The organism is Salmonella sp. SAL4457 (assembly GCF_046548235.1).
In the GTDB taxonomy this organism is placed as follows: Bacteria; Pseudomonadota; Gammaproteobacteria; order Enterobacterales; family Enterobacteriaceae; genus Salmonella; species Salmonella enterica.
The window spans coordinates 155,169-176,751 of record NZ_JBGDZO010000007.1 but is presented as its reverse complement, the minus strand read 5'-3'; the positions used below and the strand labels follow the sequence as shown (position 1 = coordinate 176,751).

19 protein-coding genes are annotated in these 21,583 nt (G+C 55.4%); 4 read left to right on the top strand and 15 right to left on the bottom strand.

Translation table 11 applies throughout. The features are described 5' to 3' along the window. Positions 1 to 32: 32 nt before the first annotated feature. The 11 genes from eutG to maeB form a co-directional block, all read right to left on the bottom strand. A complete protein-coding gene (gene eutG, locus ACLJNW_RS19945; RefSeq protein WP_001147500.1) occupies positions 33 to 1,220 on the bottom strand; it encodes an ethanolamine utilization ethanol dehydrogenase EutG in 1,188 nt (395 codons plus the stop codon). Further along, entirely contained in the window at positions 1,210 to 2,049 is an 840-nt protein-coding gene (gene eutJ, locus ACLJNW_RS19940) for an ethanolamine utilization protein EutJ (RefSeq protein ID WP_000929675.1), read from the bottom strand. Before eutJ ends, eutG begins: the two co-directional genes overlap by 11 nt. 10 nt (positions 2,050 to 2,059) lie before the next feature. Then, positions 2,060 to 3,463, bottom strand: a complete 1,404-nt coding sequence (locus ACLJNW_RS19935) for an aldehyde dehydrogenase family protein (RefSeq protein ID WP_001075640.1) — start codon at positions 3,461 to 3,463, stop codon at positions 2,060 to 2,062. A gap of 11 nt (positions 3,464 to 3,474) precedes the next feature. Continuing rightward, positions 3,475 to 3,762, bottom strand: a complete 288-nt coding sequence (gene eutN, locus ACLJNW_RS19930) for an ethanolamine utilization microcompartment protein EutN (protein WP_001522340.1) — start codon at positions 3,760 to 3,762, stop codon at positions 3,475 to 3,477. Positions 3,763 to 3,874: 112 nt separating this feature from the next. Continuing rightward, the gene (eutM, locus tag ACLJNW_RS19925) at positions 3,875 to 4,165 is read right to left on the bottom strand and encodes an ethanolamine utilization microcompartment protein EutM (protein WP_000387716.1); all 291 of its coding nucleotides are present in this window, start codon (positions 4,163 to 4,165) and stop codon (positions 3,875 to 3,877) included. Between the two features lie 40 nt (positions 4,166 to 4,205). After that, complete coding sequence (pta, locus tag ACLJNW_RS19920; RefSeq protein WP_023203843.1) at positions 4,206 to 5,222, bottom strand: phosphate acetyltransferase; 1,017 nt, start codon at positions 5,220 to 5,222, stop codon at positions 4,206 to 4,208. After that, a complete protein-coding gene (eutT, locus tag ACLJNW_RS19915) occupies positions 5,219 to 6,022 on the bottom strand; it encodes an ethanolamine utilization cob(I)yrinic acid a,c-diamide adenosyltransferase EutT (protein WP_000997650.1) in 804 nt (267 codons plus the stop codon). The genes pta and eutT overlap by 4 nt, the downstream gene beginning before the upstream one ends. Then, positions 6,019 to 6,708 carry an ethanolamine utilization acetate kinase EutQ gene (eutQ, locus tag ACLJNW_RS19910; protein ID WP_000733861.1) on the bottom strand — a complete coding sequence of 230 codons (690 nt, stop codon included), beginning with the start codon at positions 6,706 to 6,708 and terminating at the stop codon, positions 6,019 to 6,021. The genes eutT and eutQ overlap by 4 nt, the downstream gene beginning before the upstream one ends. Then, positions 6,686 to 7,165 carry an ethanolamine utilization acetate kinase EutP gene (gene eutP / locus ACLJNW_RS19905; RefSeq protein WP_000820754.1) on the bottom strand — a complete coding sequence of 160 codons (480 nt, stop codon included), beginning with the start codon at positions 7,163 to 7,165 and terminating at the stop codon, positions 6,686 to 6,688. The genes eutQ and eutP overlap by 23 nt, the downstream gene beginning before the upstream one ends. Before the next feature lie 12 nt (positions 7,166 to 7,177). Continuing rightward, positions 7,178 to 7,513, bottom strand: coding sequence for an ethanolamine utilization microcompartment protein EutS (gene eutS, locus ACLJNW_RS19900; RefSeq protein WP_001031445.1), 336 nt, complete (start codon positions 7,511 to 7,513; stop codon positions 7,178 to 7,180). A gap of 417 nt (positions 7,514 to 7,930) precedes the next feature. Next, positions 7,931 to 10,210 (bottom strand): NADP-dependent oxaloacetate-decarboxylating malate dehydrogenase, encoded by a 2,280-nt coding sequence (gene maeB / locus ACLJNW_RS19895; protein ID WP_023203844.1) that lies wholly within the window; start codon positions 10,208 to 10,210, stop codon positions 7,931 to 7,933. A gap of 271 nt (positions 10,211 to 10,481) precedes the next feature. Between maeB and tal the strand changes: the two genes are divergently transcribed. Next, on the top strand, positions 10,482 to 11,432 hold the full coding sequence (gene tal, locus ACLJNW_RS19890) for a transaldolase (protein WP_023203845.1): 951 nt from the start codon (positions 10,482 to 10,484) through the stop codon (positions 11,430 to 11,432). A gap of 19 nt (positions 11,433 to 11,451) precedes the next feature. After that, positions 11,452 to 13,452 carry a transketolase gene (gene tkt, locus ACLJNW_RS19885; protein WP_024154784.1) on the top strand — a complete coding sequence of 667 codons (2,001 nt, stop codon included), beginning with the start codon at positions 11,452 to 11,454 and terminating at the stop codon, positions 13,450 to 13,452. 62 nt (positions 13,453 to 13,514) lie between these two features. Here tkt and ACLJNW_RS19880 read toward each other — a convergent pair whose 3' ends face one another. The 3 genes from ACLJNW_RS19880 to nudK form a co-directional block, all read right to left on the bottom strand. Then, positions 13,515 to 13,745 carry a hypothetical protein gene (locus ACLJNW_RS19880; protein WP_000700635.1) on the bottom strand — a complete coding sequence of 77 codons (231 nt, stop codon included), beginning with the start codon at positions 13,743 to 13,745 and terminating at the stop codon, positions 13,515 to 13,517. A 127-nt stretch (positions 13,746 to 13,872) separates the two neighbouring features. After that, positions 13,873 to 14,916, bottom strand: a complete 1,044-nt coding sequence (locus tag ACLJNW_RS19875) for a DUF1176 domain-containing protein (RefSeq protein WP_001270668.1) — start codon at positions 14,914 to 14,916, stop codon at positions 13,873 to 13,875. Between the two features lie 124 nt (positions 14,917 to 15,040). Next, complete coding sequence (nudK, locus tag ACLJNW_RS19870) at positions 15,041 to 15,616, bottom strand: GDP-mannose pyrophosphatase NudK (protein ID WP_023203846.1); 576 nt, start codon at positions 15,614 to 15,616, stop codon at positions 15,041 to 15,043. A gap of 203 nt (positions 15,617 to 15,819) precedes the next feature. On the opposite strand from nudK, the gene pbp4b reads away from it, so the two are divergent. Continuing rightward, positions 15,820 to 17,118, top strand: a complete 1,299-nt coding sequence (pbp4b, locus tag ACLJNW_RS19865) for a penicillin binding protein PBP4B (protein WP_000673293.1) — start codon at positions 15,820 to 15,822, stop codon at positions 17,116 to 17,118. Between the two features lie 448 nt (positions 17,119 to 17,566). Here the strand turns inward: pbp4b and aegA are convergent, their stop codons facing one another. Beyond that, the gene (aegA, locus tag ACLJNW_RS19860; protein ID WP_023203847.1) at positions 17,567 to 19,528 is read right to left on the bottom strand and encodes a formate-dependent uric acid utilization protein AegA; all 1,962 of its coding nucleotides are present in this window, start codon (positions 19,526 to 19,528) and stop codon (positions 17,567 to 17,569) included. 185 nt (positions 19,529 to 19,713) lie between these two features. On the opposite strand from aegA, the gene narQ reads away from it, so the two are divergent. Continuing rightward, entirely contained in the window at positions 19,714 to 21,414 is a 1,701-nt protein-coding gene (gene narQ, locus ACLJNW_RS19855; protein ID WP_023203848.1) for a nitrate/nitrite two-component system sensor histidine kinase NarQ, read from the top strand. Positions 21,415 to 21,583: the final 169 nt, after the last annotated feature.

Genomic DNA, 21,583 nt, shown 5'->3' with positions numbered 1-21,583 from the left:
GCGGTGCGAGCACCTTATCCGGCCTACAGGCATTACCCGGCAGCCGCGTACAGGTCGATAATCTGTGCCTGTGTGGCGGTGCGTGGGTTACTGCGCAGACAAATATCCTCCAGCGCGGCTTGCGCCCACGCGCTGTAGTGTTCGGGTTTAGCGCCAGCGTCAGCCAGCCGTTTGCTCTGTCCCACTTCGGCAATCAGCTCGCACACCGCCGCAATCGCATCGCGATCGTCCGATTTCTTATTGGTTAACGCCCGACCGATTTGACTGAAGCGCTCGCGGCAAACCATCCGGTTAAAGCCCATGACTGTTGGCAGCAGCATGGCGTTGGCCTGGCCGTGCGGAATATGCAGCGCCGCTCCTGGCTGATGCGCCATCGCATGACACAGCCCCAAACCGGCGCTGGAAAAGGCCATTCCCGCCATACAGGAGGCCAGCAACATATTTTCACGCGCCGCCAGATCGTGGCCGTAACCCACGGCTTTCGGCAGCGATTTGCCAATCATCGCTATCGCGCCAATCGCCAGGCTGTCGGTAAACGGCGTGGCGTTGAGCGCGCTGTAGGCCTCAATCGCATGCGTCAACGCATCGATACCGGTCATCGCCGTCACGTTTGGCGGAACGCCTTCGGTCACGGCAGCATCAAGAATCGCCACGTCCGGCATTAGTGACGCGTGCGCCAGCACCTGCTTGCGCCCGCTGACCGCGTCGATAATCACCGTCACGTTGGTGGTTTCTGAACCGGTTCCGGCGGTGGTCGGCACCGCAATCAGCGGCAGACGCGGGCGTAATGTACTGTGCTCGGTCATGGCGCTCAGCGTCTGGTCAGGGTTAGTCACCAGCAGGGCGACCGCTTTCGCCGCGTCCAGCACCGAACCGCCGCCAAAGGCCACTACGCCGTCGCACGCCGCCTCACGCAGTTGCGCCACCGCCGCGCAAACATCGGTGATGCACGGCTCGCCTGGCGGACACGGCCAGACCGTCATCGCCACGCCTTTCATCGCCAGGCTGCGTGCCAGCGGCGCGGTCATTCCCGCCTGATGCAGGAAGCTGTCGACCATCACAAACAGATGGCTTACGCCTCGCGCTTGCGCTTCCTGGCCGCAGGCGCCGAGCGCCCCAAGTCCGCACAGCGTGACCGGCGGTACGCTGAACGTTTTCACCCGTTGCAGATTCAGGGTGTCGAATGCCTGAAATAGCGCCGTCTGTAGTTCAGCTTGCATAGAGTCCCTCCGCTTTCGCTCTCCCGCTGTTGGCTATCGCCAGCGGGGTCATAAACAGGCTGTGCTGCGGCAAATGCACCTGTAACTCCGGGAAACGCTGGCGAAATAACGCCTCCACGCCCGGCTGCATACAGGAACCGCCCGCCAGCCATAAATCAGCAATTCCTTGCCCTTCAATGTGGCGAGCAACGATCTCCGCCATCTTTTCGTACACCGGCTTCACTACTGGCCAAATCTCCTGCGCATTGCTGCGCTTGTACTGTTCCGCCTCTTCCAGGGGAATACGGCGGTTGCCCGCCAGCGTCAGGGAGATATGGTGCCCGCCAGTGGCTTCATCGGCGGAGTAAGTCACCTTGCCCTGTTTGACGATGGCAATGCCGGTAGTGCCGCCGCCAATATCCACCACGCCTGCATTATCAAGCGCCAGCAGATCCGCCACCGCCGTCGGCTCATCCAGTACGTGGCTGACTTCTAACCCGGCAGACTCCAGCACGTTGATCGAAATACGCGGGTCGGTGCCCGGCGGGAACGAGGTCGCCGCGTGGGTAAAGCGGCAGCCGAGCTGCTGTTCAAGGGTGTCGAGATGGCGGCGCACGAGGGTGACGGCGCCGAAGAAATCCCAGACGATGCCGTCACGCACAACGTCGGCCCAGTCAAGGCACACCGCCACCGGCTGGGCGTTGCCGTCGACCACCATCGACACCACGTCGCAGGTGCCCAAATCGACGCCCAGCCACAGCGGTGTATCGCTGGCGGCGGGCGTCTGGTTACACAGGGCCGCCGCTTTTTGCAGTCTTGGGGTGAGCCAGAGTTGTTCGTCGTGCGCCATGAGTCATCCCTTATACAATGCGAAACGCATCCACCAGCACGCATCGACGCAGCCGCACAAAGGTACGCGCGCTGGTCACCCCTTCGCCGGTTGGCGTAGTGATAGTCATGGTGGTCCAGCCTTCTCCGCCCAATCCAAGCCCGGCAATGCACGGCCCGTTTTTGACGAAAATGCTGGTGTCGATGGCGTTCGCCATCTGGTTCATGTTGTCGATATTGCGCGAGTGCATCGCCGCCGTATGGTGGCAACCGCCTTCAAGCTGAACCGCCAGGGCGATGGCTTCTTCGACGTTGGCGACCCGCACCACCGGCAGTACCGGCATCATCATTTCAGTAACGGCAAACGGATGGTTGGCGGGCGTTTCCACAAACAGCAGGCGCGTTTGATCCGGGACGTTCAGGCCAATGGCTGCGGCGATTTTGCCCGCGTCACGACCGACCCAGTCACGGCTGACGGTGCCTTTGCCGCGCTCATCAATATTCTTCAGCAGCACCGGCTGGAGCTGTTCGGCCTGAGCGGCAGTCAGTTTCACCGCGTGCTGACCTTCCATCAGACGCATCAGCTCGTCGGCGACGCTATCCACCACAATCAGCACTTTTTCGTCGGCGCAGATGATGTTGTTATCAAACGACGCGCCTTTGACGATGGATTGTGCGGCGCGCGGCAGGTCGGCGGTCTCATCCACCACCACCGGGGGATTACCGGCACCGGCGGCGATCAGGCGTTTATTAGTATGTTTACGCGCCGCGTCCACCACCGCTTCGCCGCCGGTCACCACCAGCAGGCCAATACCGGGATATTTGAACAACCGCTGGGCGGTTTCGATATCCGGGTTCGCCACGGTGACCAGCAGATTTTCCGGGCCGCCGGCGGCGACCACCGCCTGATTGAGGAGGGTGATTGCCCGCTGAGAGACCTTTTTCGCCGCCGGATGCGGGGCAAACACGACGCTGTTGCCTGCGGCGATCAGGCTGATGGCGTTATTAATCACCGTCGCCGCCGGATTGGTGGACGGCGTGACCGAGGCCACCACGCCCCACGGCGCATTTTCAATCAGCGTCAGGCCGTTATCGCCGGTCAGCACCTGCGGAGATAAACACTCGACGCCCGGCGTGCCGCGCGCCTGCGCCACGTTTTTAGCAAATTTATCGTCAACGCGTCCCATGCCGGTTTCGCTGACGGCAAGCTCCGCTAATTCTCGGGCGTGTTTTTCGCCCGCCTCGCGAATGGCATGAATAGCAAGCTGGCGCATCGCCACGCTCTTCAGCCCCTGCTGGGCACGTTTTGCTGCCGCCACTGCGTCATCCAGGGAGGCAAAAACGCCCATCTCATGAACAGTGCTGGCCGGCTGGCTGCTGTCTTTCATTTTCAGCAGTACCGCTTTCACCACCTGTTCAATATCCTGTTGATTCATGATGTTCAGTCCTATTTATGGAAAACCACTTTCCCGCCAGCCACCACTTCATCGACGATGCCAATGACGCACAGATCGACCGGTGATAATTCGCTGCGATGCGCCTGGCGTGCGGAACTGCCGCTGACCAGCAGTACCCACTCTCCGGTTCCCGCCCCGATACTGTCGATGGCGACGGCACACTGCCCGTCGGGGTTGCCCTGGGCATCGATCATTTCCACCATCAGCAATTTGTCATGCGCCAGTCCCTGATGGCGGACGGTACATACGATTTGTCCTGTGACGACTGCCAGTTTCATATCCGCCTCCATGGATTGCCCGTTGGGTCGTAGGCCTTGAATCTGCGCACCATCAGGCAATGGCGCGCATTCATGCCGGATGGCGACGCTGCGCGTCTTATCCGGCCTACCATCAAATGTTGCTGTCGCCTTTGAAGCTGATCGGGAACACTTCTTCCAGATCGCCGTGCGGGCGTGGAATCACGTGTACAGAGACCAGCTCGCCAATGCGCTGCGCCGCAGCGGCGCCAGCATCGGTTGCGGCTTTGCACGCCGCCACGTCGCCACGCACCATGGCCGTACACAGGCCACCGCCAATCTGCTTCACGCCGACCAGCTTCACGCGTGCGGCTTTTACCATCGCATCTGAGGCCTCAATCAGCGCAACCAGGCCCCGGGTTTCAATCATTCCTAATGCTTCCATCGTGTTTTCCTCTCATTAAAGGGGTCCAGAACGGGACCGTTCATTCAACCAGTGTGTGTAAGCTGCGTTCGCGGCTCACGTCAGCCTGGCGCGGCACGGCTGCCACCAACGCCAGTTCGATAATTTCCTGCACGCTACAGCCTCGGGAGAGGTCGTGAAGCGGCGCGGCAAGCCCCTGAATTAGCGGCCCAACAGCGCGATAGCCTCCCAGACGCTGAGCGATTTTGTAGCCAATATTGCCCGCCTCCAGCGACGGGAAAATCATCACGTTGGCGCGGCCTTGCAGCGGGCTGTCAGGCGCTTTTTGCGCGGCGACCTCCGGGACGAAAGCGGCGTCAAACTGCAATTCACCGTCCACAAGCAGTTGCGGCGCACGTTCGCGAACGAGCTCTGTCGCCTGCTGCACGTTGGCGACATTGGGGTGACGGGCGCTGCCTTTGCTTGAAAATGACAGCATCGCCACGCGCGGCTCTTCGCCGGTAATGGCCCGCCAGGTGTCGGCGCTGGCGATAGCGATATCCGCCAGCTGCGCCGCCGTCGGCTGCGGCACTACGCTGCAATCGGCGAACCCTAATGCCGGGCCGGCATACTGCGGCAGCATCAGGAAAATAGACGACAATGTTTTGCACCCGGGTTGCAGGCCAATCACCCGCAGCCCTGCGCGCAGCACGTTCGCCGTTGACGACAGGTTGCCTGCGATACACACATCAGCCTCACCGGCGCTCACCATGGCAGCAGCGAACATTAGCGGGTCGCTAAGCTTTTCCACTGCGTCCGGCGGCGTTTTTTCTCCGGCACGGGCAAGCCAGCGTTGCGCAAAACGCTGGCGCATACTCAGGTTGCTGTGTGGGTCGATGACCTGAATGCCATCCATCGCCATACGATGACTCAGGGCAAACTGACGCAGCGCAAACGGACTGGCGACCAGAACGGGGCGAGCCAGACCGTACTGTTGCAGGTAATGCGCCGCTTTCAGCACGCGTTCGTCCAGCGCATCAGGAAAGACGACTCTGGCGGGGGCGCGTACCGCCAGTTCGCGGGCGCGTTCAATGATCATGGCTTCTCTCCCAACCGTTGTTGAATTTGGGCGACCGTCAGCGGATGTTTCGCCACGCTCAAAATCATCATCACGTAAACCGTGCTGGAGAGACGGTTCAGCGCCTGTAAAATGTCCGGGCGCAAGACCTCAAAACTACGGGTAATAAACACTTGTGCGGCGAGGGTTTCTGTTTCACGGACTTTGGTTCGCAGGAGATTAAGCAGCGCCGCATCGCGACCGTGGCTGGCCTCCGGCACCAGGTGATCGTGGTCGAGATAGCGCAGCGGCTGGTGGGAAAGCCGATGCAGCTCATCCTCGTTGAGCCCGACGATAGACTGCGCCGCCAGCGGTTCATCTATAGCGTCGGCGCGCATAATGTTGCCCAGCCGCGAGCGGATATCGAAAAGCCACGGCTGCCAGGGTTCCGCCAGTTCGATTTGTAGCCACACGGTCAGCGCGATGGCGCTGTCGAGCGCGGCGCGAAAGCCGAGGCGCGGGTCGCTTTTGGCGACCATTTTGTCCGCCGTCAGATGGGTCAGCGTATCGGGCTTTTTCACCACCGGCTGGCGGCACAGTTCACAGCAGGCCTGTGGATGCGTATCGCTACTGGTTAAGCCATGTACCGGCTGCGGCTGCTGTTCGTCATCATCGACAAACAGCCGGCCTTGTGGATCCAGAAACTTAATGCGCAGGCGGCGGCTTTCCAGCAGTTCCCGGGCCGCGGGCGTCAGTCGTGCATCAGCGGGCAGATGGATTTCCGATCCTTCGCTGAGCGTATGATTCGCTCTGAGCCACGTTTCGGTGATGAAATCGTTCATACGGATTGCCAGTTCGCAGGCCAGGCGACGTACAGAAAGCGCACGGACGTTGGCGTGCCAAATTCAATGCTGGAGCCTTTAGGGATGAACATGACATCTCCGGCTTTGGCAATCATGGTTTCGCCTTCATGGCGTACATGCAGTTCGCCCTCCAGCACCATGTCGATTTCGTCGTAGTTCAGCGTCCACGGGAAAAAGGCGTTGTCCCACTGCATAAACCCGGCGGCCATGCTGCTGCCGTCCTGCTCTGTAACCAGATCGGTTAAGCCGACGCAGTGCGGTTCGGCGCCGTCGAAGCGGCCAAATTTCACACTGCTGCCGTCAATGACTTTCACGCCGCCTTTACCCGTGACGGAGGTAAAGCTCGGCTGCATCGTCCCCAGTTCCAGCGACTGCTTTTCCTTGAGCACTTTTTCCATCAACTGCGCCACCAGGCTTTCAGTAAACTGCCCTTCCGGGAGCTGCGCGATGATGGCTTCCCGAATGCGCTGGCTTTCGCTTTTACACGCCTGCGCCGATGTGGATGCCGGGACGGGCTCGTCGCATTCGGTAATCGTGAAGCCCAGTAGTTCCGCCACTTCGCGAGCCTCCGGGGTAATAATGCTGGCGCGCAGCACTACCGACATCGCCTGTTCGCCGCGGGCGTGGGCCGCACGAATATCGTTAGCTGTGATAAGTTTTTTCACCTGCCTCTTCCTCCTGTTCACTGAGAGCCGCCAGATAATCCACCAACTGCCGCACGCTTTGCGGGTCGTGGCCGTTGAGCTCGAAAATCGGCTCCCGGAATCCAGTCTCGCAAAGCAACTGCCGCGTAGCGGCGACGTCGGCATCCGGCATGTCCGTTTTGCTGATAACGGCGATATGTCGTTTACGGGTTCCAACATCCAATAACCCGGCAGGTAAGCGACTTTCTTTATCGTTTGCCGCGTGGACATAAATCAGCGTGTCCACATCCTGCAACGTGGTAATTAAGGCGTGATACCAACGGGGATGGCTAAAATATTCACCCGGTGTATCGATATCGCCATGATCATTAAATTCCACGGCCTGCGTTTTTCTGGCGAGGGAATAATTTCCCCGTAACGCGTTAAAAAGCGTTGTCTTTCCGGCGCCGACCGCGCCGACAAAAGCAATACGTTTCATTACCGCCACCAATTAACTTTTTGTTAACTCACACAGGGTAAAGTTTAATAATCGCCCCAGCCCGCTGACCGTCTGTAATAGCGCTTCTTCTACTGCGCCGACGGTGCCATAAATCACCAGCGCACCGCTAAATCTGTCGAGAAAACCGATGTGTACATCCGCAGCCTTCATCGCTAAATCGCCAGCGATCATGGCCGTTTCCCCCGGCGTTAAGGTCATAATGCCAATCGCGCCAGCATCGGGAACGCCGATCTTTTTCGCCAGTTCTTCACCAGGGTGCGCAATGAGATGCGCCAGCGTGACCTGTTTGCCCGGCACAAATTCCTGAATAATGCGTTCTTTATTCATTGCTCACCGTCTCCACTGAAACTGCCGTCATCGTGGCAATTTTTTGTCGGAGTAAATAACAAAATTCGGCAAGGTGATGTAAAAGGTGAGGTAGATCACTAAGAGAAAGAAAATAAAAGTGACTTCTGTCGAAGGTGTTAACGATAAATATCGTGGTGCATCACATTTTCAGGCGTCATTCTGAATTTAAGCCTGTTCCGCAATAAATACTCACCGACTATTCTTTGTATTACTACCATTGATAAAAATAATGCGTATCACTCGATTTGTGCATAGTACAGATTCAGTGAAATAAGTAGGGGTAAGCGCAACAGGTTCCAGAATATCCCCACCCGAGCCTTTCATGCCATGGCGAAGCCCAGCGGCGCATAAAAAAAGCGCAGGAGAACCTGCGCCAGAAGAGAGAGTAATGCGTTATTAAAGCGGCGTGGTTTGCGCTTCAACTACCGCTAACGCCACCATATTCACGATACGGCGTACAGAGGCGATCGGCGTTAATACATGTACCGGTTTAGACACGCCCATCAGGACCGGGCCGACCGTGACGCCTTCGGAACTGGAGACGCGGAGTAAGTTGTAACTAATGCGAGCGGCTTCCATATTCGGCATCACCAGAATATTGGCGGCTCCCTTCAGCGGGCTATCCGGCATCCGGTCATTACGAATACTTTCCACCAACGCCGCATCACCGTGCATCTCACCGTCAATCATCAGATCGGGCGCTCGTTCGCGTACCCGCTCAAGGGTTTCGCGCATTTTGCTGGCGGACAGCGAATTTGAGGAACCAAAGTTAGAGTGCGACAACAGCGCGACTTTCGGCTCAATACCAAAGCGGCGAACGGTTTCCGCCGCCATTACGGCGATCTCCGCCAACTGTTTCGGCGTGGGATCTTCGTTAACATAAGTATCGGCGATAAAAGTGTTGCCGCTTGGCAGCAGTAAGGCGTTCATCGCCCCTGCCGTATGCACGCCATCACGGTAGCCAAAGACGGCTTTCACGACGCTGAAATGCTCATGGTAGTCGCCGATGGTGCCGCAGATCATCGCATCCGCTTCCCCACGCTGCACCATGATCGCGCCAATGGCCGTATGGTTGCCGATCATCGCACGCTGCGCCTGTTCCTGAGTTACCCCGCGACGCTTCATGATCTGGTAATACTCGCTCCAGTACTCTTTGAAGCGCGGATCGGATTCATTATTCACGATCTCGAAATCAACGCCCGCTTTGATCTGTAGCCCCAGTTTCTGGATACGCATTTCGATCACGCTCGGACGCCCGATCAGGATGGGCTTCGCCAGCCCCAGGGTTATCAACTCCTGGGTTGCGTGCAGCACGCGCGCCTCTTCCCCTTCCGGCAGCACTACGCGCTTCGGATCTTTGCGTGCCTGCGAGAAGATCGGCTTCATGAACAGGTTGGTTTTGTAGACAAACTCGGTCAGTTTATCGATATAGGCATCAAAGTCAGCAATCGGGCGCGTCGCCACGCCGGAATCCATTGCCGCTTTCGCGACCGCTGGAGCGATTTTGACAATCAGACGCGGGTCAAACGGTTTCGGAATAATGTATTCCGGCCCAAAGCTCAGGTCCTGATCGCCATAGGCCGAGGCCACCACTTCGCTCTGTTCGGCGTGCGCCAGCTCGGCAATCGCACGGACCGCCGCCAGTTTCATCTCTTCGTTGATCGCCGTCGCGCCGACGTCCAGTGCGCCGCGGAAGATAAACGGGAAGCACAATACGTTGTTCACCTGGTTCGGATAGTCGGAACGACCGGTACAGATGATGGCGTCCGGACGCACTTCTTTCGCCAGCGGCGGCAGAATTTCCGGTTCCGGGTTAGCCAGCGCCAGAATCATTGGCGCGCGGGCCATTTTCTTCACCATCTCCTGAGTCAGCACTTTCGGGCCTGAACAGCCGAGGAAAATATCCGCGCCGTCAATGACCTCATCCAGCGTGCGCTTGCCGCTGTCGTCTACCGCATAGGCCGCTTTGGTCTCCGCCATATTCGGCTCACGGCCTTTGTAAATAACGCCCTTAGAGTCGCACACCACGATGTTGTGCTTTTGCATCCCCAACGCGACCAGCAGGTTCATACAAGCGATTGCCGCCGCCCCTGCGCCGGAGACGACCATCCGCACGTCGGAAATATTTTTCTCTACGACTCGCAGGCCATTAAGAATGGCGGCCGTACTGATGATCGCCGTTCCGTGCTGATCGTCATGGAAAACCGGGATGTTCATGCGCTCGCGCAGTTTCTGTTCAATATAGAAACATTCCGGCGCTTTAATGTCTTCGAGGTTAATGCCGCCAAAGGTCGGCTCCAGCGCCGCGACCACATTGATAAATTTGTCCGGATCAAGCTCATCGACTTCAATGTCAAACACATCGATACCGGCGAATTTTTTAAACAGAACGCCTTTGCCTTCCATGACCGGCTTGCCGGCCAGCGCGCCGATGTTGCCTAACCCCAGCACCGCTGTACCGTTGGAAATGACCGCGACAAGGTTGCCGCGCGCGGTGTATTTGTAGGCTGCCAGCGGATCTTTTTCGATTTCCAGGCAGGGCGCCGCCACGCCTGGCGAGTAAGCCAACGCCAGATCGCGTTGGGTGGCAAGGGGCTTAGTCGGAGAAACCTGAATTTTACCGGGTACCGGAAATTCGTGGAAATCAAGGGCGCTTTGTTTTAACTGCTCATCCATTTTGTTGTTCCTTTCACGTATCGTTCAAAAAGTGACGCGGCCTGGTGCGCCGCACATTATCACCGTACTGCGCAACACAAACTTTGAAGGTCTGCAAACTATCACGACGCGGCGCAAGAGTTTGTTATCAACTTATAACAGCCATGTTACCTGCTTATACCAGCAATACCATGCCTGTCTGCTATGCTTTTTGGTTATGTAGTGTATCAATCTTTCAGAAGTGTGAATCAACACACTCATCTAACACTTTACTTTTCAAGGAGTATTTCCTATGAACCAGCTAGACGGCATCAAACAATTCACTACCGTCGTCGCCGACAGCGGCGACATCGAGTCCATCCGCCACTACCAGCCGCAGGATGCCACGACAAATCCCTCTTTACTGCTGAAAGCCGCCGGACTTGAGCAGTATGGTCATTTGATTGAGGATGCGATTGCCTGGGGGAAAAAACACGGCGGTACGCAGGAACAGCAGGTTGCGGCAGCCAGCGATAAACTGGCGGTTAATTTTGGCGCGGAAATACTGAAAAGTATTCCTGGTCGCGTCTCCACTGAAGTCGACGCGCGGTTATCATTCGATAAAGAAAAAAGTATCGAGAAAGCGCGCCATCTGGTGGATCTCTACCAGCAGCAGGGTATTGATAAATCGCGCATTCTGATCAAGCTCGCCGCAACCTGGGAAGGTATCCGCGCCGCCGGGCAGCTCGAAAAAGAAGGCATTAATTGCAACCTGACGTTGTTGTTCTCTTTTGCCCAGGCGCGCGCCTGCGCCGAAGCGGGCGTCTATTTGATCTCTCCGTTCGTGGGCCGAATTTACGACTGGTATCAGGCGCGTAGTCCGCTGGAGCCGTATGTCGTGGAGGAAGATCCCGGCGTGAAATCGGTACGCAATATCTACGATTACTTTAAACAGCATCGCTATGAAACCATCGTGATGGGTGCAAGTTTCCGCCGTACTGAGCAAATCCTCGCGCTAACCGGCTGCGATCGACTGACTATCTCCCCTAACCTGCTTAAAGAGCTGAAAGAAAAAGAAGAACCGGTAATCCGTAAACTGGTGCCTTCCTCGCAGATGTTCCACCGTCCTACGCCAATGACGGAAGCGGAGTTCCGCTGGGAACATAATCAGGACGCGATGGCCGTAGAGAAGCTGTCGGAAGGTATCCGTCTTTTTGCCATTGACCAGCGCAAACTGGAAGACCTGCTTGCCGCCAAACTATAAACCTTGCATGGAGTGATTTATGTCCCGTAAAGACCTTGCCAATGCGATTCGTGCGCTGAGCATGGATGCCGTTCAAAAAGCCAATTCCGGGCACCCCGGCGCGCCGATGGGGATGGCGGATATCGCTGAAGTGCTATGGAACGATTTTCTTAAACATAACCCCACCGATCCGACCTGGTATGACCGTGACCGTTTTATCCTTTCCAACGGTCACGCCTCCATGCTGCTCTATAGTCTGCTGCATTTAACCGGTTATGACCTGCCGCTGGAGGAGTTAAAAAACTTCCGTCAACTGCACTCTAAAACGCCTGGTCACCCGGAGATTGGCTATACGCCCGGCGTTGAAACCACCACCGGGCCGCTGGGCCAGGGGCTGGCGAATGCCGTCGGGCTGGCGATTGCCGAGCGTACGTTAGGCGCACAGTTCAACCGGCCGGACCATGAGATTGTCGACCACTACACCTATGTCTTTATGGGCGACGGCTGTCTGATGGAGGGGATCTCGCATGAGGTGTGTTCGCTGGCTGGTACGCTGGGACTGGGCAAACTGATCGGCTTTTACGATCACAACGGCATCTCCATTGATGGCGAAACCGAAGGCTGGTTTACCGACGATACCGCCAAACGTTTTGAAGCCTACCACTGGCATGTCGTGCATGACATTGACGGGCACGATCCGGAAGCGGTGAAAAAAGCCATTCTCGAAGCCCAGAGCGTAAAAGATAAACCTTCGCTAATTATCTGTCGGACGGTGATAGGTTTTGGCTCGCCGAATAAAGCCGGGAAGGAGGAGTCGCACGGCGCGGCGCTGGGCGAAGAAGAGGTGGCGCTGACCCGCCAGAAGCTGGGATGGCACCATCCGGCGTTTGAGATCCCAAAAGAGATTTACCGCGCGTGGGATGGCCGTGAAAAAGGCGAGAAAGCGCAGCAGCAGTGGCAGGAAAAGTTTGCTGCTTATGAGGAGGCTTATCCTGAGCTGGCCGCAGAGTTTACCCGCCGGATGAGCGGCGGACTGCCGGAGGCATGGGAATCCGCCACGCAAAAATTTATTAACGACTTGCAGGCTAATCCGGCCAAAATCGCCACCCGTAAAGCATCGCAAAATACGCTCAATGCCTATGGTCCCCTGTTGCCGGAACTGTTGGGCGGATCGGCGGATCTGGCGCCGAGCAACCTGACTATCTGGAAAGGTTCGACCTCGTTGAAAGAGGATCCGGCAGGTAATTACATCCACTATGGCGTGCGCGAATTCGGCATGACCGCCATTGCCAACGGCATCGCCCACCACGGCGGCTTTGTACCGTATACCGCCACGTTTCTGATGTTTGTCGAATATGCGCGTAACGCGGCACGTATGGCGGCCTTAATGAAAGCCCGGCAGATTATGGTCTATACCCACGACTCCATCGGTTTGGGCGAAGATGGCCCGACGCACCAGGCCGTGGAACAACTGGCGAGCCTGCGCTTAACGCCAAACTTCAGCACCTGGCGTCCCTGCGATCAGGTTGAGGCGGCGGTCGGCTGGAAGCTGGCCATTGAACGTCACCACGGGCCGACGGCGTTGATTCTCTCGCGGCAGAATCTGGCGCAGGTGGAACGCACGCCGGAACAGGTGAAAGCGATTGCCCGCGGCGGTTATATTCTGAAAGATAGCGGCGGCAAGCCGGATATCATTCTGATCGCTACCGGATCGGAAATGGAAATTACCCTACAGGCGGCGGAAAAATTGACTGGCGAGGGGCATAACGTTCGCGTGGTGTCGTTGCCTTCAACGGATATTTTCGATGCGCAGGACGAGGCATATCGCGAATCAGTGCTACCGGCGCACGTGACCGCCCGCGTCGCGGTGGAAGCCGGTATAGCCGACTACTGGTATAAATATGTTGGCCTAAAAGGCGCAATTATTGGCATGACGGGATACGGTGAATCCGCCCCGGCTGACAAACTGTTCCCGTATTTTGGCTTTACCGTGGAAAATATTGTAGAAAAAGCCCGCCGGGTGCTGAACATCAAAGGCTAAGGCGAGCGTTAGCAACACAGACTTTGCACAGTCTGCAGACCTGTTCTGTAGGCTGTGCAAAATTACTTCGTAGACTCAGGCGCATCTGACTGCCCGATGACGACCTCATCAATGGATTTATGGCACATCAGGCAAAAGGCCTTTTTTTTATGCGCCTGTAATGTTGAATCCCATGCCGCTGATCCGCCTTCTTTATTCACTTTCTCTCTTATCGCCGCCAGCCGATCTATTTCATAATAAGCGCTCAGGCAGCCACAATGGGGGCATAATACGGGGCCATTATTTATTTTCATACTATTTCCTGCTGTGGTGAGGCTATCGGGTAAAGTAACAATCCTACCGTAACGTAGCAATCTCTATACCATAAATGAAACCTCAATAGGTGTATCCCTATTCTGAAAAGGGGATAACAACCAGGATTCAACGCGTGATCCACAGCGTAGGCCAGGCATCCGGCCCGTGCCAGTTATCGCAGCTCGGTTCTTCGGCATAACGCACCAGACGAAAACGATCGCCATCATAACGCCAGCGCGTCTGGATACCACAGTCGGTTAACCCCCGCCCTTTCGCCAACGTCACCAGCTCGCGCGTTTTCTCGTCAAAGAAGGCGTTCATCAACTCCATGTCATTACTTTCGACGCCGCGATTAAACGGCAGCCGCAAACGCACGGCGCGCGAGGCGAGCGTTTTTTTGCGTGAAACTACCCAGGCGAGATCAATAGTGTTATAGGCGCCGGCTTCGCAGTTAACAATCAATAACGCTTTATCATCCGTCAACGCGCTGACCTGCGTCTCGCGACGCAGAGGGTCAAGCGAACAACGAATGCCGTTTACCCGCCATGCTGCGTAGTCCAGCAGATCGTCGCGTTCTTCCTCACTCAGCGGTACGGGCGTTGGATTAATCACGGCGATCCCCTTTAATGCCGGTGCCGGAGGCACGCTGAGCGGCGGTTCGTTTCCTTTTTCAATCCAGGCGGTTTCGCTGCCCACACGTTTTTGTTGCGCGTCGATAAACAGTAATGCCGCTTTTAATCCCGCCAGCGAAAGCGTCTGAACGCCGTTTTTTAAGGTGATGGCCTGCGCATCCTGAATCGTCTGTAAAAATGCGGTGATGGTGGCAGGATCGCCGGTCATGAGATGCCAGGGCGACACGCGCCAGTGTGGACTGTTGAACGAAAGCGGTTTGCCATCCAGCAATAAGCGAGGCGCAATTGCGGCTTCTTTAGCGTCGGGCGGCGCCAAACCGCCGCGATCGATACGCAGTACCGCATCGGTACGCGCCCCGGCGCTGCGGCTTAATGTCATCACCAGCCCATGATGTTCGCCAGTATTGCGCGCTACGCAAAAATTTTGGTTATTGCAGGTGACCTGCCAGTCGGAAAAAGTCCGTTGCGCTGGCGCAGCCCACAGTAGCTGGACCGGCAACAGGCCAAACAGACAAAAAAGAATAACGCGGTAGCGCATGAACGGAACAACCCCAGATTCAGAACAACACAGCTCAGGCGGTATCTTCCTTGCGCGCCTCAGGGTTCTCAATCAGATTTATCGGATTGGTCTTTTTTGTGTAAAGAAATATATTTCTTTTTTTTCAGTCCATTAGATGAGATGTCTGTAAATAGTTAAGCAATAACACGGTCTTACCGTCCCGAATCTCACCTGAGCGCACCATTTCCAGCGCCCGGGAAAACGGCAGTTCAAGCACCTCAATCTCTTCGTCCTCCACGCCGCCGCCGATGCTGGCGCGCTCGCTATCATGATATTCGGCAATGAAGAAATGAATCAGCTCCGTGACGCCGCCTGGCGACATATAAAGCTCAAATATCTTGCGTACCTCGCCAACGTCATACCCTGTCTCTTCAATGGCCTCTTTACGGATACAGACCTCCGGCTCGTCGTTATCAAGCAGGCCAGCGCAGGTTTCAATTAACATACCGTCTTGATTAGCATTGACCCATGTCGCCACGCGAAACTGGCGAACCAGAAGCACGGTTTTTTTAGTTGAGTTGTAAAGCAGAATGGTTGCGCCATTCCCGCGATCGTAAACCTCACGCCTGTGACGGATAACCTCGCCATTACGACGGGTCAGGTCATAGGTAATGTTGCGCAGAGTAAAATAATTATCAGAAAGAATTTTATCCTTAATAAGCGTAATGGTTTGCGACATGCTGGCTCCAGGGTGTAAAAAGAGCATTAATATTACGCCGTGAGGTCGGTTTTGTCTGCTGAAGGGTTAATCCTTAATGCCGACTGAACGGATGTACAGCCATATTTTTCTGTCACTGCCATGACCATATTCTGCTTCTCCGGGCCGCAGAGTCCATGCTCGCGATATGATTTGACGGCCGGAGTGAGACTGAGGGAATCATCATGAAATTTACTCTCGTTGCGACGGTTCTACTGACGTTTTCCCTTTCAGCTTTTGCCGTTGAGTATCCGGTATTGACCACCGCGAGCCCTGATCAGGTGGGGTTTGATAGCCAAAAACTTCACCGACTTGATGGCTGGATTCAAAATCAAATTGATGCCGGATATCCCAGCATCAATCTTCTGGTGATAAAAGATAATCATATTGTTCTACAAAAAGCCTGGGGCTATGCCAAAAAATATGACGGTTCCACGCTGTTAGCCCATCCCATTCGGGCGACCACTAACACGATGTATGACCTGGCTTCAAACACAAAAATGTATGCCACTAATTTCGCATTGCAAAAACTAGTGTATGAAGGAAAAATAGATGTCAATGATTTGGTATCAAAATATATCCCCGGCTTTAAGGATATGCCTGGGGATAAAATAAAAGGCAAAGATAAACTCCGCATTATTGATATTCTTCATCACGTCGCGGGCTTTCCTGCCGACCCACAATATCCTAATAAAAACGTCGCCGGTAAATTATTCTCACAGAGTAAAAGCACTACTCTGGAGATGATTAAAAAGACACCGCTGGAATATCAACCTGGGTCGAAGCATATCTACAGCGACGTGGATTATATGATTCTTGGTTTTATCATTGAATCGATAACGGCAATGCCATTAGATCGCTACGTCGAAACCACCATTTATAAACCGCTCGGATTAAAACATACCGTCTTTAACCCGCTGATGAAAGGCTTCACGCCGCCGCAAATCGCCGCAACGGAACTACATGGCAACACGCGTGACGGCGTGATTCATTTCCCCAATATTCGCACCAATACACTATGGGGCCAGGTGCATGATGAAAAAGCCTGGTACTCAATGGGCGGCGTTTCAGGACACGCCGGACTGTTTTCTGACACCCATGATATGGCTGTGTTAATGCAAGTCATGCTCAATGGGGGCGGCTACGGTAACGTGAAGCTATTCGACGACAAAACGGTTGCGCAGTTTACTCGCCGCTCGCCAGAAGATGCTACCTTTGGTCTGGGGTGGCGCGTTAACGGCAACGCCTCAATGACCCCCACGTTCGGGGTATTAGCCAGTCCGCAAACGTATGGACATACCGGATGGACCGGCACGCTGACGTCTATCGATCCGGTTAATCATATGGCGATTGTTATTTTAGGTAACAGGCCGCACTCGCCGGTAGCAAATCCTAAAGTGAACCCGAATGTTTTTGTCAGTGGATTATTACCTGCGGCGACGTATGGCTGGATTGTTGACCAGATATATGGTTCCTTAAAATAAAAATTAAGAGCCTATCCCACCAGACGTTATTGGCGCAGCCAGTTTGGACACGGACAGCGCGCAAAAACCGGAGCGTACACGTAGTACGTGAGGTTTGACTCGCTACGCTCGCCCTTCGGGCCGCCGCTAGCGGCGTTCAAAACGCTAACGCGTTTTGGCGAGCACTGCCCAGGTCCAAAATGGCAAGTAAAATAGCCCTAATGGAATAGGCTCTAAGAAGGGATTCTGATAGCGTCCCTTCCTTCAATTTACACTCTATTTTCAATACTAAGATTGACCTTATCAGGCCTGTTAAACATCGACCCAGCGGGAAAATGTTTATCGCAGGGCGTCCAGCCCTGCGAGCGTCAACATTTCTGCAAACGGAATAAGGTTAGCCAATAAGTTTAAGATTTTTTATCACTCAATCATTTAACCGTACCAGGCCTTAACCGGCCTACAAATACGCTTATTTAGCTAACCAGTCGAGAATCCCCTGCGCGGCATGTCGGCCTTCTGCCATCGCCGTCACCACCAGATCGGCGCCGCGCACCGCATCGCCGCCGGCGAAAATTTTCGGGTTGGACGTCTGGTAACGAAACTCGCTCTCGACGCTGGCGGCAATACGTCCCCAGTTATCCACCTTCACGCCATGCGATTCCAGCCACGACATACCATGCGGATGAAAACCAAACGCCATAATGACCGCATCCGCCGGCATCACGAACTCGCTGTCCGGTACAGGTACCGGGCGGCGTCGCCCCTGACCATCCGGTTCGCCAAGCCGCGTACGCAAAAAGCGAATACCGCTGGCGCGCCCGTGCGTATCCAGCACCAACTCAACCGGCTGAACGTTAAATTCAAAGTTCGCGCCCTCTTCCCGCGCGTTTTTCACCTCTTTTTTCGACCCCGGCATATTGGCCTCATCGCGGCGATAAGCGCAGGTGACGTTAGCAGCGCCATGACGCAGCGCCGTACGTACGCAGTCCATTGCGGTGTCACCGCCGCCCAGCACAACCACGTTAAGGCCCGCAGTATCAATAAACGGCTCGTCAGGCAACGCCGGAAGCCCCATCACCTGTTTGGTATTGGCGATGAGGAATGGCAACGCATCATATACCCCCGGCGCGTCTTCATTCGGTAAATCAGCCTTCATGGAACGATAGGTTCCTACCCCGACAAAGACGGCGTCATAACTTTCCAGCAGCGTCTCCAGAGAAATATCTTTCCCCACTTCGCAGTTAAGCTCAAAACGAATCCCCATCGCGCTGAAGATTTCCCGACGGCGCGCCAGCAGAGATTTATCCAGTTTGAAAGCCGGAATACCAAAGGTGAGCAAACCGCCGATTTCCGGATGGCGATCGTAGACGGTGGCGCTTACGCCGTGACGCGCCAGCACGTCAGCGCAGGCAAGACCTGCCGGCCCCGCGCCGATAATCGCCACGCGCTTGTCGCTCTTCTGTACGTCCGACAGGTCGGGACGCCAGCCTTTGCTCAGAGCGCGATCGGAGATATAGCGCTCAATGTTGCCGATGGTAACCGCGCCATACTCATCGCGGAGTGTACACGCGCCTTCGCATAGCCGGTCCTGCGGACAAACGCGCCCGGTAATTTCCGGCAGGCAGTTGGTCTGGTGAGAAAGCTCTACCGCCGCATCAATATCGCCAGCTTTCACCAGTTCGATCCACTGGGGAATATGGTTATGCAGCGGACAGGTCCATTCGCAGATACTGTGTTCCCCGCATGTGAGGCAGCGGGACGCTTCACGCTCCGCCTGCGCGGCGCGAAACGGCAGATAAATTTCCTCAAAGGTGGTTTTACGCGCTTCAATCGCCAGTTTATCCGGTTCGCCGCGCGGCGGCGTCGCCTGCATACGCTCGACTTTGCTGCTTGCTGTCCCACGGTGTTGTGTATCAACGGTATGCCAGGGGCGAATCTCCTGCCGGGCGGTACGCAGCCGTCGCGTTTTAGCCAGACGGGTCAACGAGTCTTCGGTGACCAGTTGCAGCGCATCCGCCGGGCAATTTTCCACACAAGCCGGACCCTGTTCACGTCCCTGACACAGATCGCATTTATGCGCGCTGGCTTTGAACTGGTTTGGCGCGACGGGCGTCAATACCATCTGCATGGTGCCGAATGGGCAGGCGACGACGCAGGATTTACAGCCGATACACTTCTGCGCATTGACCTGCACGCTGTCGTTAATATGCGCGATCGCGCCGTTCGGACAGCTACGGGCGCAGGGCGCATCTTCGCAATGGTGACATGTGACCGCGCTGCGCTGGTGCTGATGTTTGATGACAGTAATTCGGGGCTGATAGCGCTGTGGCGTCAGGACATGTCGCTCATCATTGTGAGCCATTACGCAGGCGACCTCGCAGGCATGGCAGCCCAGACACTGCTGGCTATTGGCCATAATAAAACGATTCATGGCGTCCTTCTGTTTTGGTTGCAAAAACCTTATTCTTTATATGAGCATTGTTATTAACTGACGAAGGCGGGGTCGGCAATGTTCATCTGCCCAGGAAGCACAACTATCTGTCCAGAACCTGTGGCAGATCAATTTATTTCAAAGCAAATGAAATTGCGGTTCAGCTAAATGCGGGGAGTACCAGTGTGACGGTTAAACGCCCGGTCTCGGCCAGTCTGGCTAAGGCTTTTTTCTATATTGTGCTGTTGTCTATTCTGTCCACCGGCAGCGCATTACTGACGCTGACCAGCAGTTTACGGGATGCCGAAGCGATCAATATCGCCGGTTCGCTACGAATGCAGAGCTATCGGCTGGGTTACGATCTGCAAAGCCGTAGCCCGCAGATTAATGCGCATCGTCAACTTTTCCAGCACGCGCTCAACTCGCCGGTACTGCAAAATCTCAACGCCTGGTATGTGCCGCAGGCGGTGAAAACTCGCTACGCGCGCCTGCACGCCAACTGGCTGGAGATGAATAGCCGCCTACAGGACGGCGACATTGCCTGGTATCAGACCAATATCAACAATTACGTCAATCAAATTGATCTCTTCGTTCTGGCATTACAGCATTACGCCGAGCGTAAAGTCATGCTGGTCGTCGCCATATCGCTGGCGGGCGGTATCGGCATATTTACGCTGGTCTTTTTTACCCTACGACGTATCCGCCAGCAGGTCGTTCGCCCGCTAAATCAACTGGTCACCGCCAGTCAGCGTATTGAGCATGGTCAGTTCGCCCCGCTGCCGCTGGATACCAGCTTACCCAATGAGCTGGGATTATTGGCGAAAACGTTTAGTCAGATGTCGAGCGAGCTGCATAAACTTTACCGTTCGCTGGAAGCCTCGGTGGAAGAAAAAACGCACGATCTGCACGAAGCGCACCGCCGCCTGGAGGTGTTATACCAGTGCTCCCAGGCGCTGAATACCAGCCAAATCGACGTCCACTGTTTTCGCCATATTTTGCAAATTGTCCGTGAACATGACGCCGCCTGGTATCTGGAGTTAACCGTGGGCGATAACTGGCGGATTAGCGAAGGCGCGCAAAGCCCCGACCTGCCGATGCAAATGCTGCCTGTGACGATGCAGGACACGGTCTATGGCGAACTCCACTGGCAAAGCCCCAACGTTAATGCCTCTACGCCGTTGCTGAACAGCGTCTCCACGATGCTGGGGCGTGGTTTGTACTTTAATCAGGCGCAAAAACACTTCCAGCAACTTTTGTTAATGGAAGAACGCGCGACAATTGCCCGTGAGCTACACGATTCGCTGGCGCAGGTACTTTCTTATTTACGTATTCAGTTAACGCTTTTGAAGCGCGCTATTCCTGAGGATAACGCCGGCGCGCAAAGCATCATGGCGGATTTTTCCAGAGCGCTGAACGACGCCTACCGTCAGCTTCGCGAGCTACTCACCACGTTCCGTCTGACGTTACAGCAGGCCGATTTACCCTCCGCATTGCATGAGATGCTGGAAGATTTACAGAGTCAGACCCCGGCCAAACTCACGTTGGATTGCCGTTTACCCACGCTGGCGCTGGATGCGCAAATGCAGGTGCATTTGTTGCAAATTGTGCGTGAAGCGGTCCTGAACGCCATTAAACACGCCAACGCGAGCGAAATCGCCGTGAGCTGCGTCACCGCGCCTGACGGCGATCATACCGTTTATATTCGCGATAATGGCATTGGTATCGGCGAACCGCATGAGCCTGCCGGACACTATGGTCTGAATATAATGCGTGAGCGCGCGGAGCGCCTTGGCGGCACGCTGAATTTTTCGCAACCCTCCGGCGGCGGCACACTGGTCAGTATCAGTTTTCGCTCCTCCAACAAGGAAGAGAGTCAGTTAACGTAAAGAACGGCAAATCGCCGGAAGGCCAGATGTCAGGCTTTCCGGCGTTGGCACAAAAAGTATGCTGTAAAAGCGCATGATAATTTACATTATCTCCTTTATTTCTCCACGTTTGGCTCGTAGCTTGCCGCTACAGTGAAGCAGTTCAAATCTATAACGATATGTAGAAACA

Excerpts from the sequence above, each read along its gene's own strand:
- eutG (WP_001147500.1), bottom strand. The coding sequence starts at position 1,220 with ATGCAAGCTGAACTACAGACGGCGCTATTTCAGGCATTCGACACCCTG.
- eutJ (WP_000929675.1), bottom strand. The coding sequence starts at position 2,049 with ATGGCGCACGACGAACAACTCTGGCTCACCCCAAGACTGCAAAAAGCG.
- ACLJNW_RS19935 (WP_001075640.1), bottom strand. The coding sequence starts at position 3,463 with ATGAATCAACAGGATATTGAACAGGTGGTGAAAGCGGTACTGCTGAAA.
- eutN (WP_001522340.1), bottom strand. The coding sequence starts at position 3,762 with ATGAAACTGGCAGTCGTCACAGGACAAATCGTATGTACCGTCCGCCAT.
- eutM (WP_000387716.1), bottom strand. The coding sequence starts at position 4,165 with ATGGAAGCATTAGGAATGATTGAAACCCGGGGCCTGGTTGCGCTGATT.
- pta (WP_023203843.1), bottom strand. The coding sequence starts at position 5,222 with ATGATCATTGAACGCGCCCGCGAACTGGCGGTACGCGCCCCCGCCAGA.
- eutT (WP_000997650.1), bottom strand. The coding sequence starts at position 6,022 with ATGAACGATTTCATCACCGAAACGTGGCTCAGAGCGAATCATACGCTC.
- eutP (WP_000820754.1), bottom strand. The coding sequence starts at position 7,165 with ATGAAACGTATTGCTTTTGTCGGCGCGGTCGGCGCCGGAAAGACAACG.
- eutS (WP_001031445.1), bottom strand. The coding sequence starts at position 7,513 with ATGAATAAAGAACGCATTATTCAGGAATTTGTGCCGGGCAAACAGGTC.
- maeB (WP_023203844.1), bottom strand. The coding sequence starts at position 10,210 with ATGGATGAGCAGTTAAAACAAAGCGCCCTTGATTTCCACGAATTTCCG.
- tal (WP_023203845.1), top strand. The coding sequence starts at position 10,482 with ATGAACCAGCTAGACGGCATCAAACAATTCACTACCGTCGTCGCCGAC.
- tkt (WP_024154784.1), top strand. The coding sequence starts at position 11,452 with ATGTCCCGTAAAGACCTTGCCAATGCGATTCGTGCGCTGAGCATGGAT.
- ACLJNW_RS19880 (WP_000700635.1), bottom strand. The coding sequence starts at position 13,745 with ATGAAAATAAATAATGGCCCCGTATTATGCCCCCATTGTGGCTGCCTG.
- ACLJNW_RS19875 (WP_001270668.1), bottom strand. The coding sequence starts at position 14,916 with ATGCGCTACCGCGTTATTCTTTTTTGTCTGTTTGGCCTGTTGCCGGTC.
- nudK (WP_023203846.1), bottom strand. The coding sequence starts at position 15,616 with ATGTCGCAAACCATTACGCTTATTAAGGATAAAATTCTTTCTGATAAT.
- pbp4b (WP_000673293.1), top strand. The coding sequence starts at position 15,820 with ATGAAATTTACTCTCGTTGCGACGGTTCTACTGACGTTTTCCCTTTCA.
- aegA (WP_023203847.1), bottom strand. The coding sequence starts at position 19,528 with ATGAATCGTTTTATTATGGCCAATAGCCAGCAGTGTCTGGGCTGCCAT.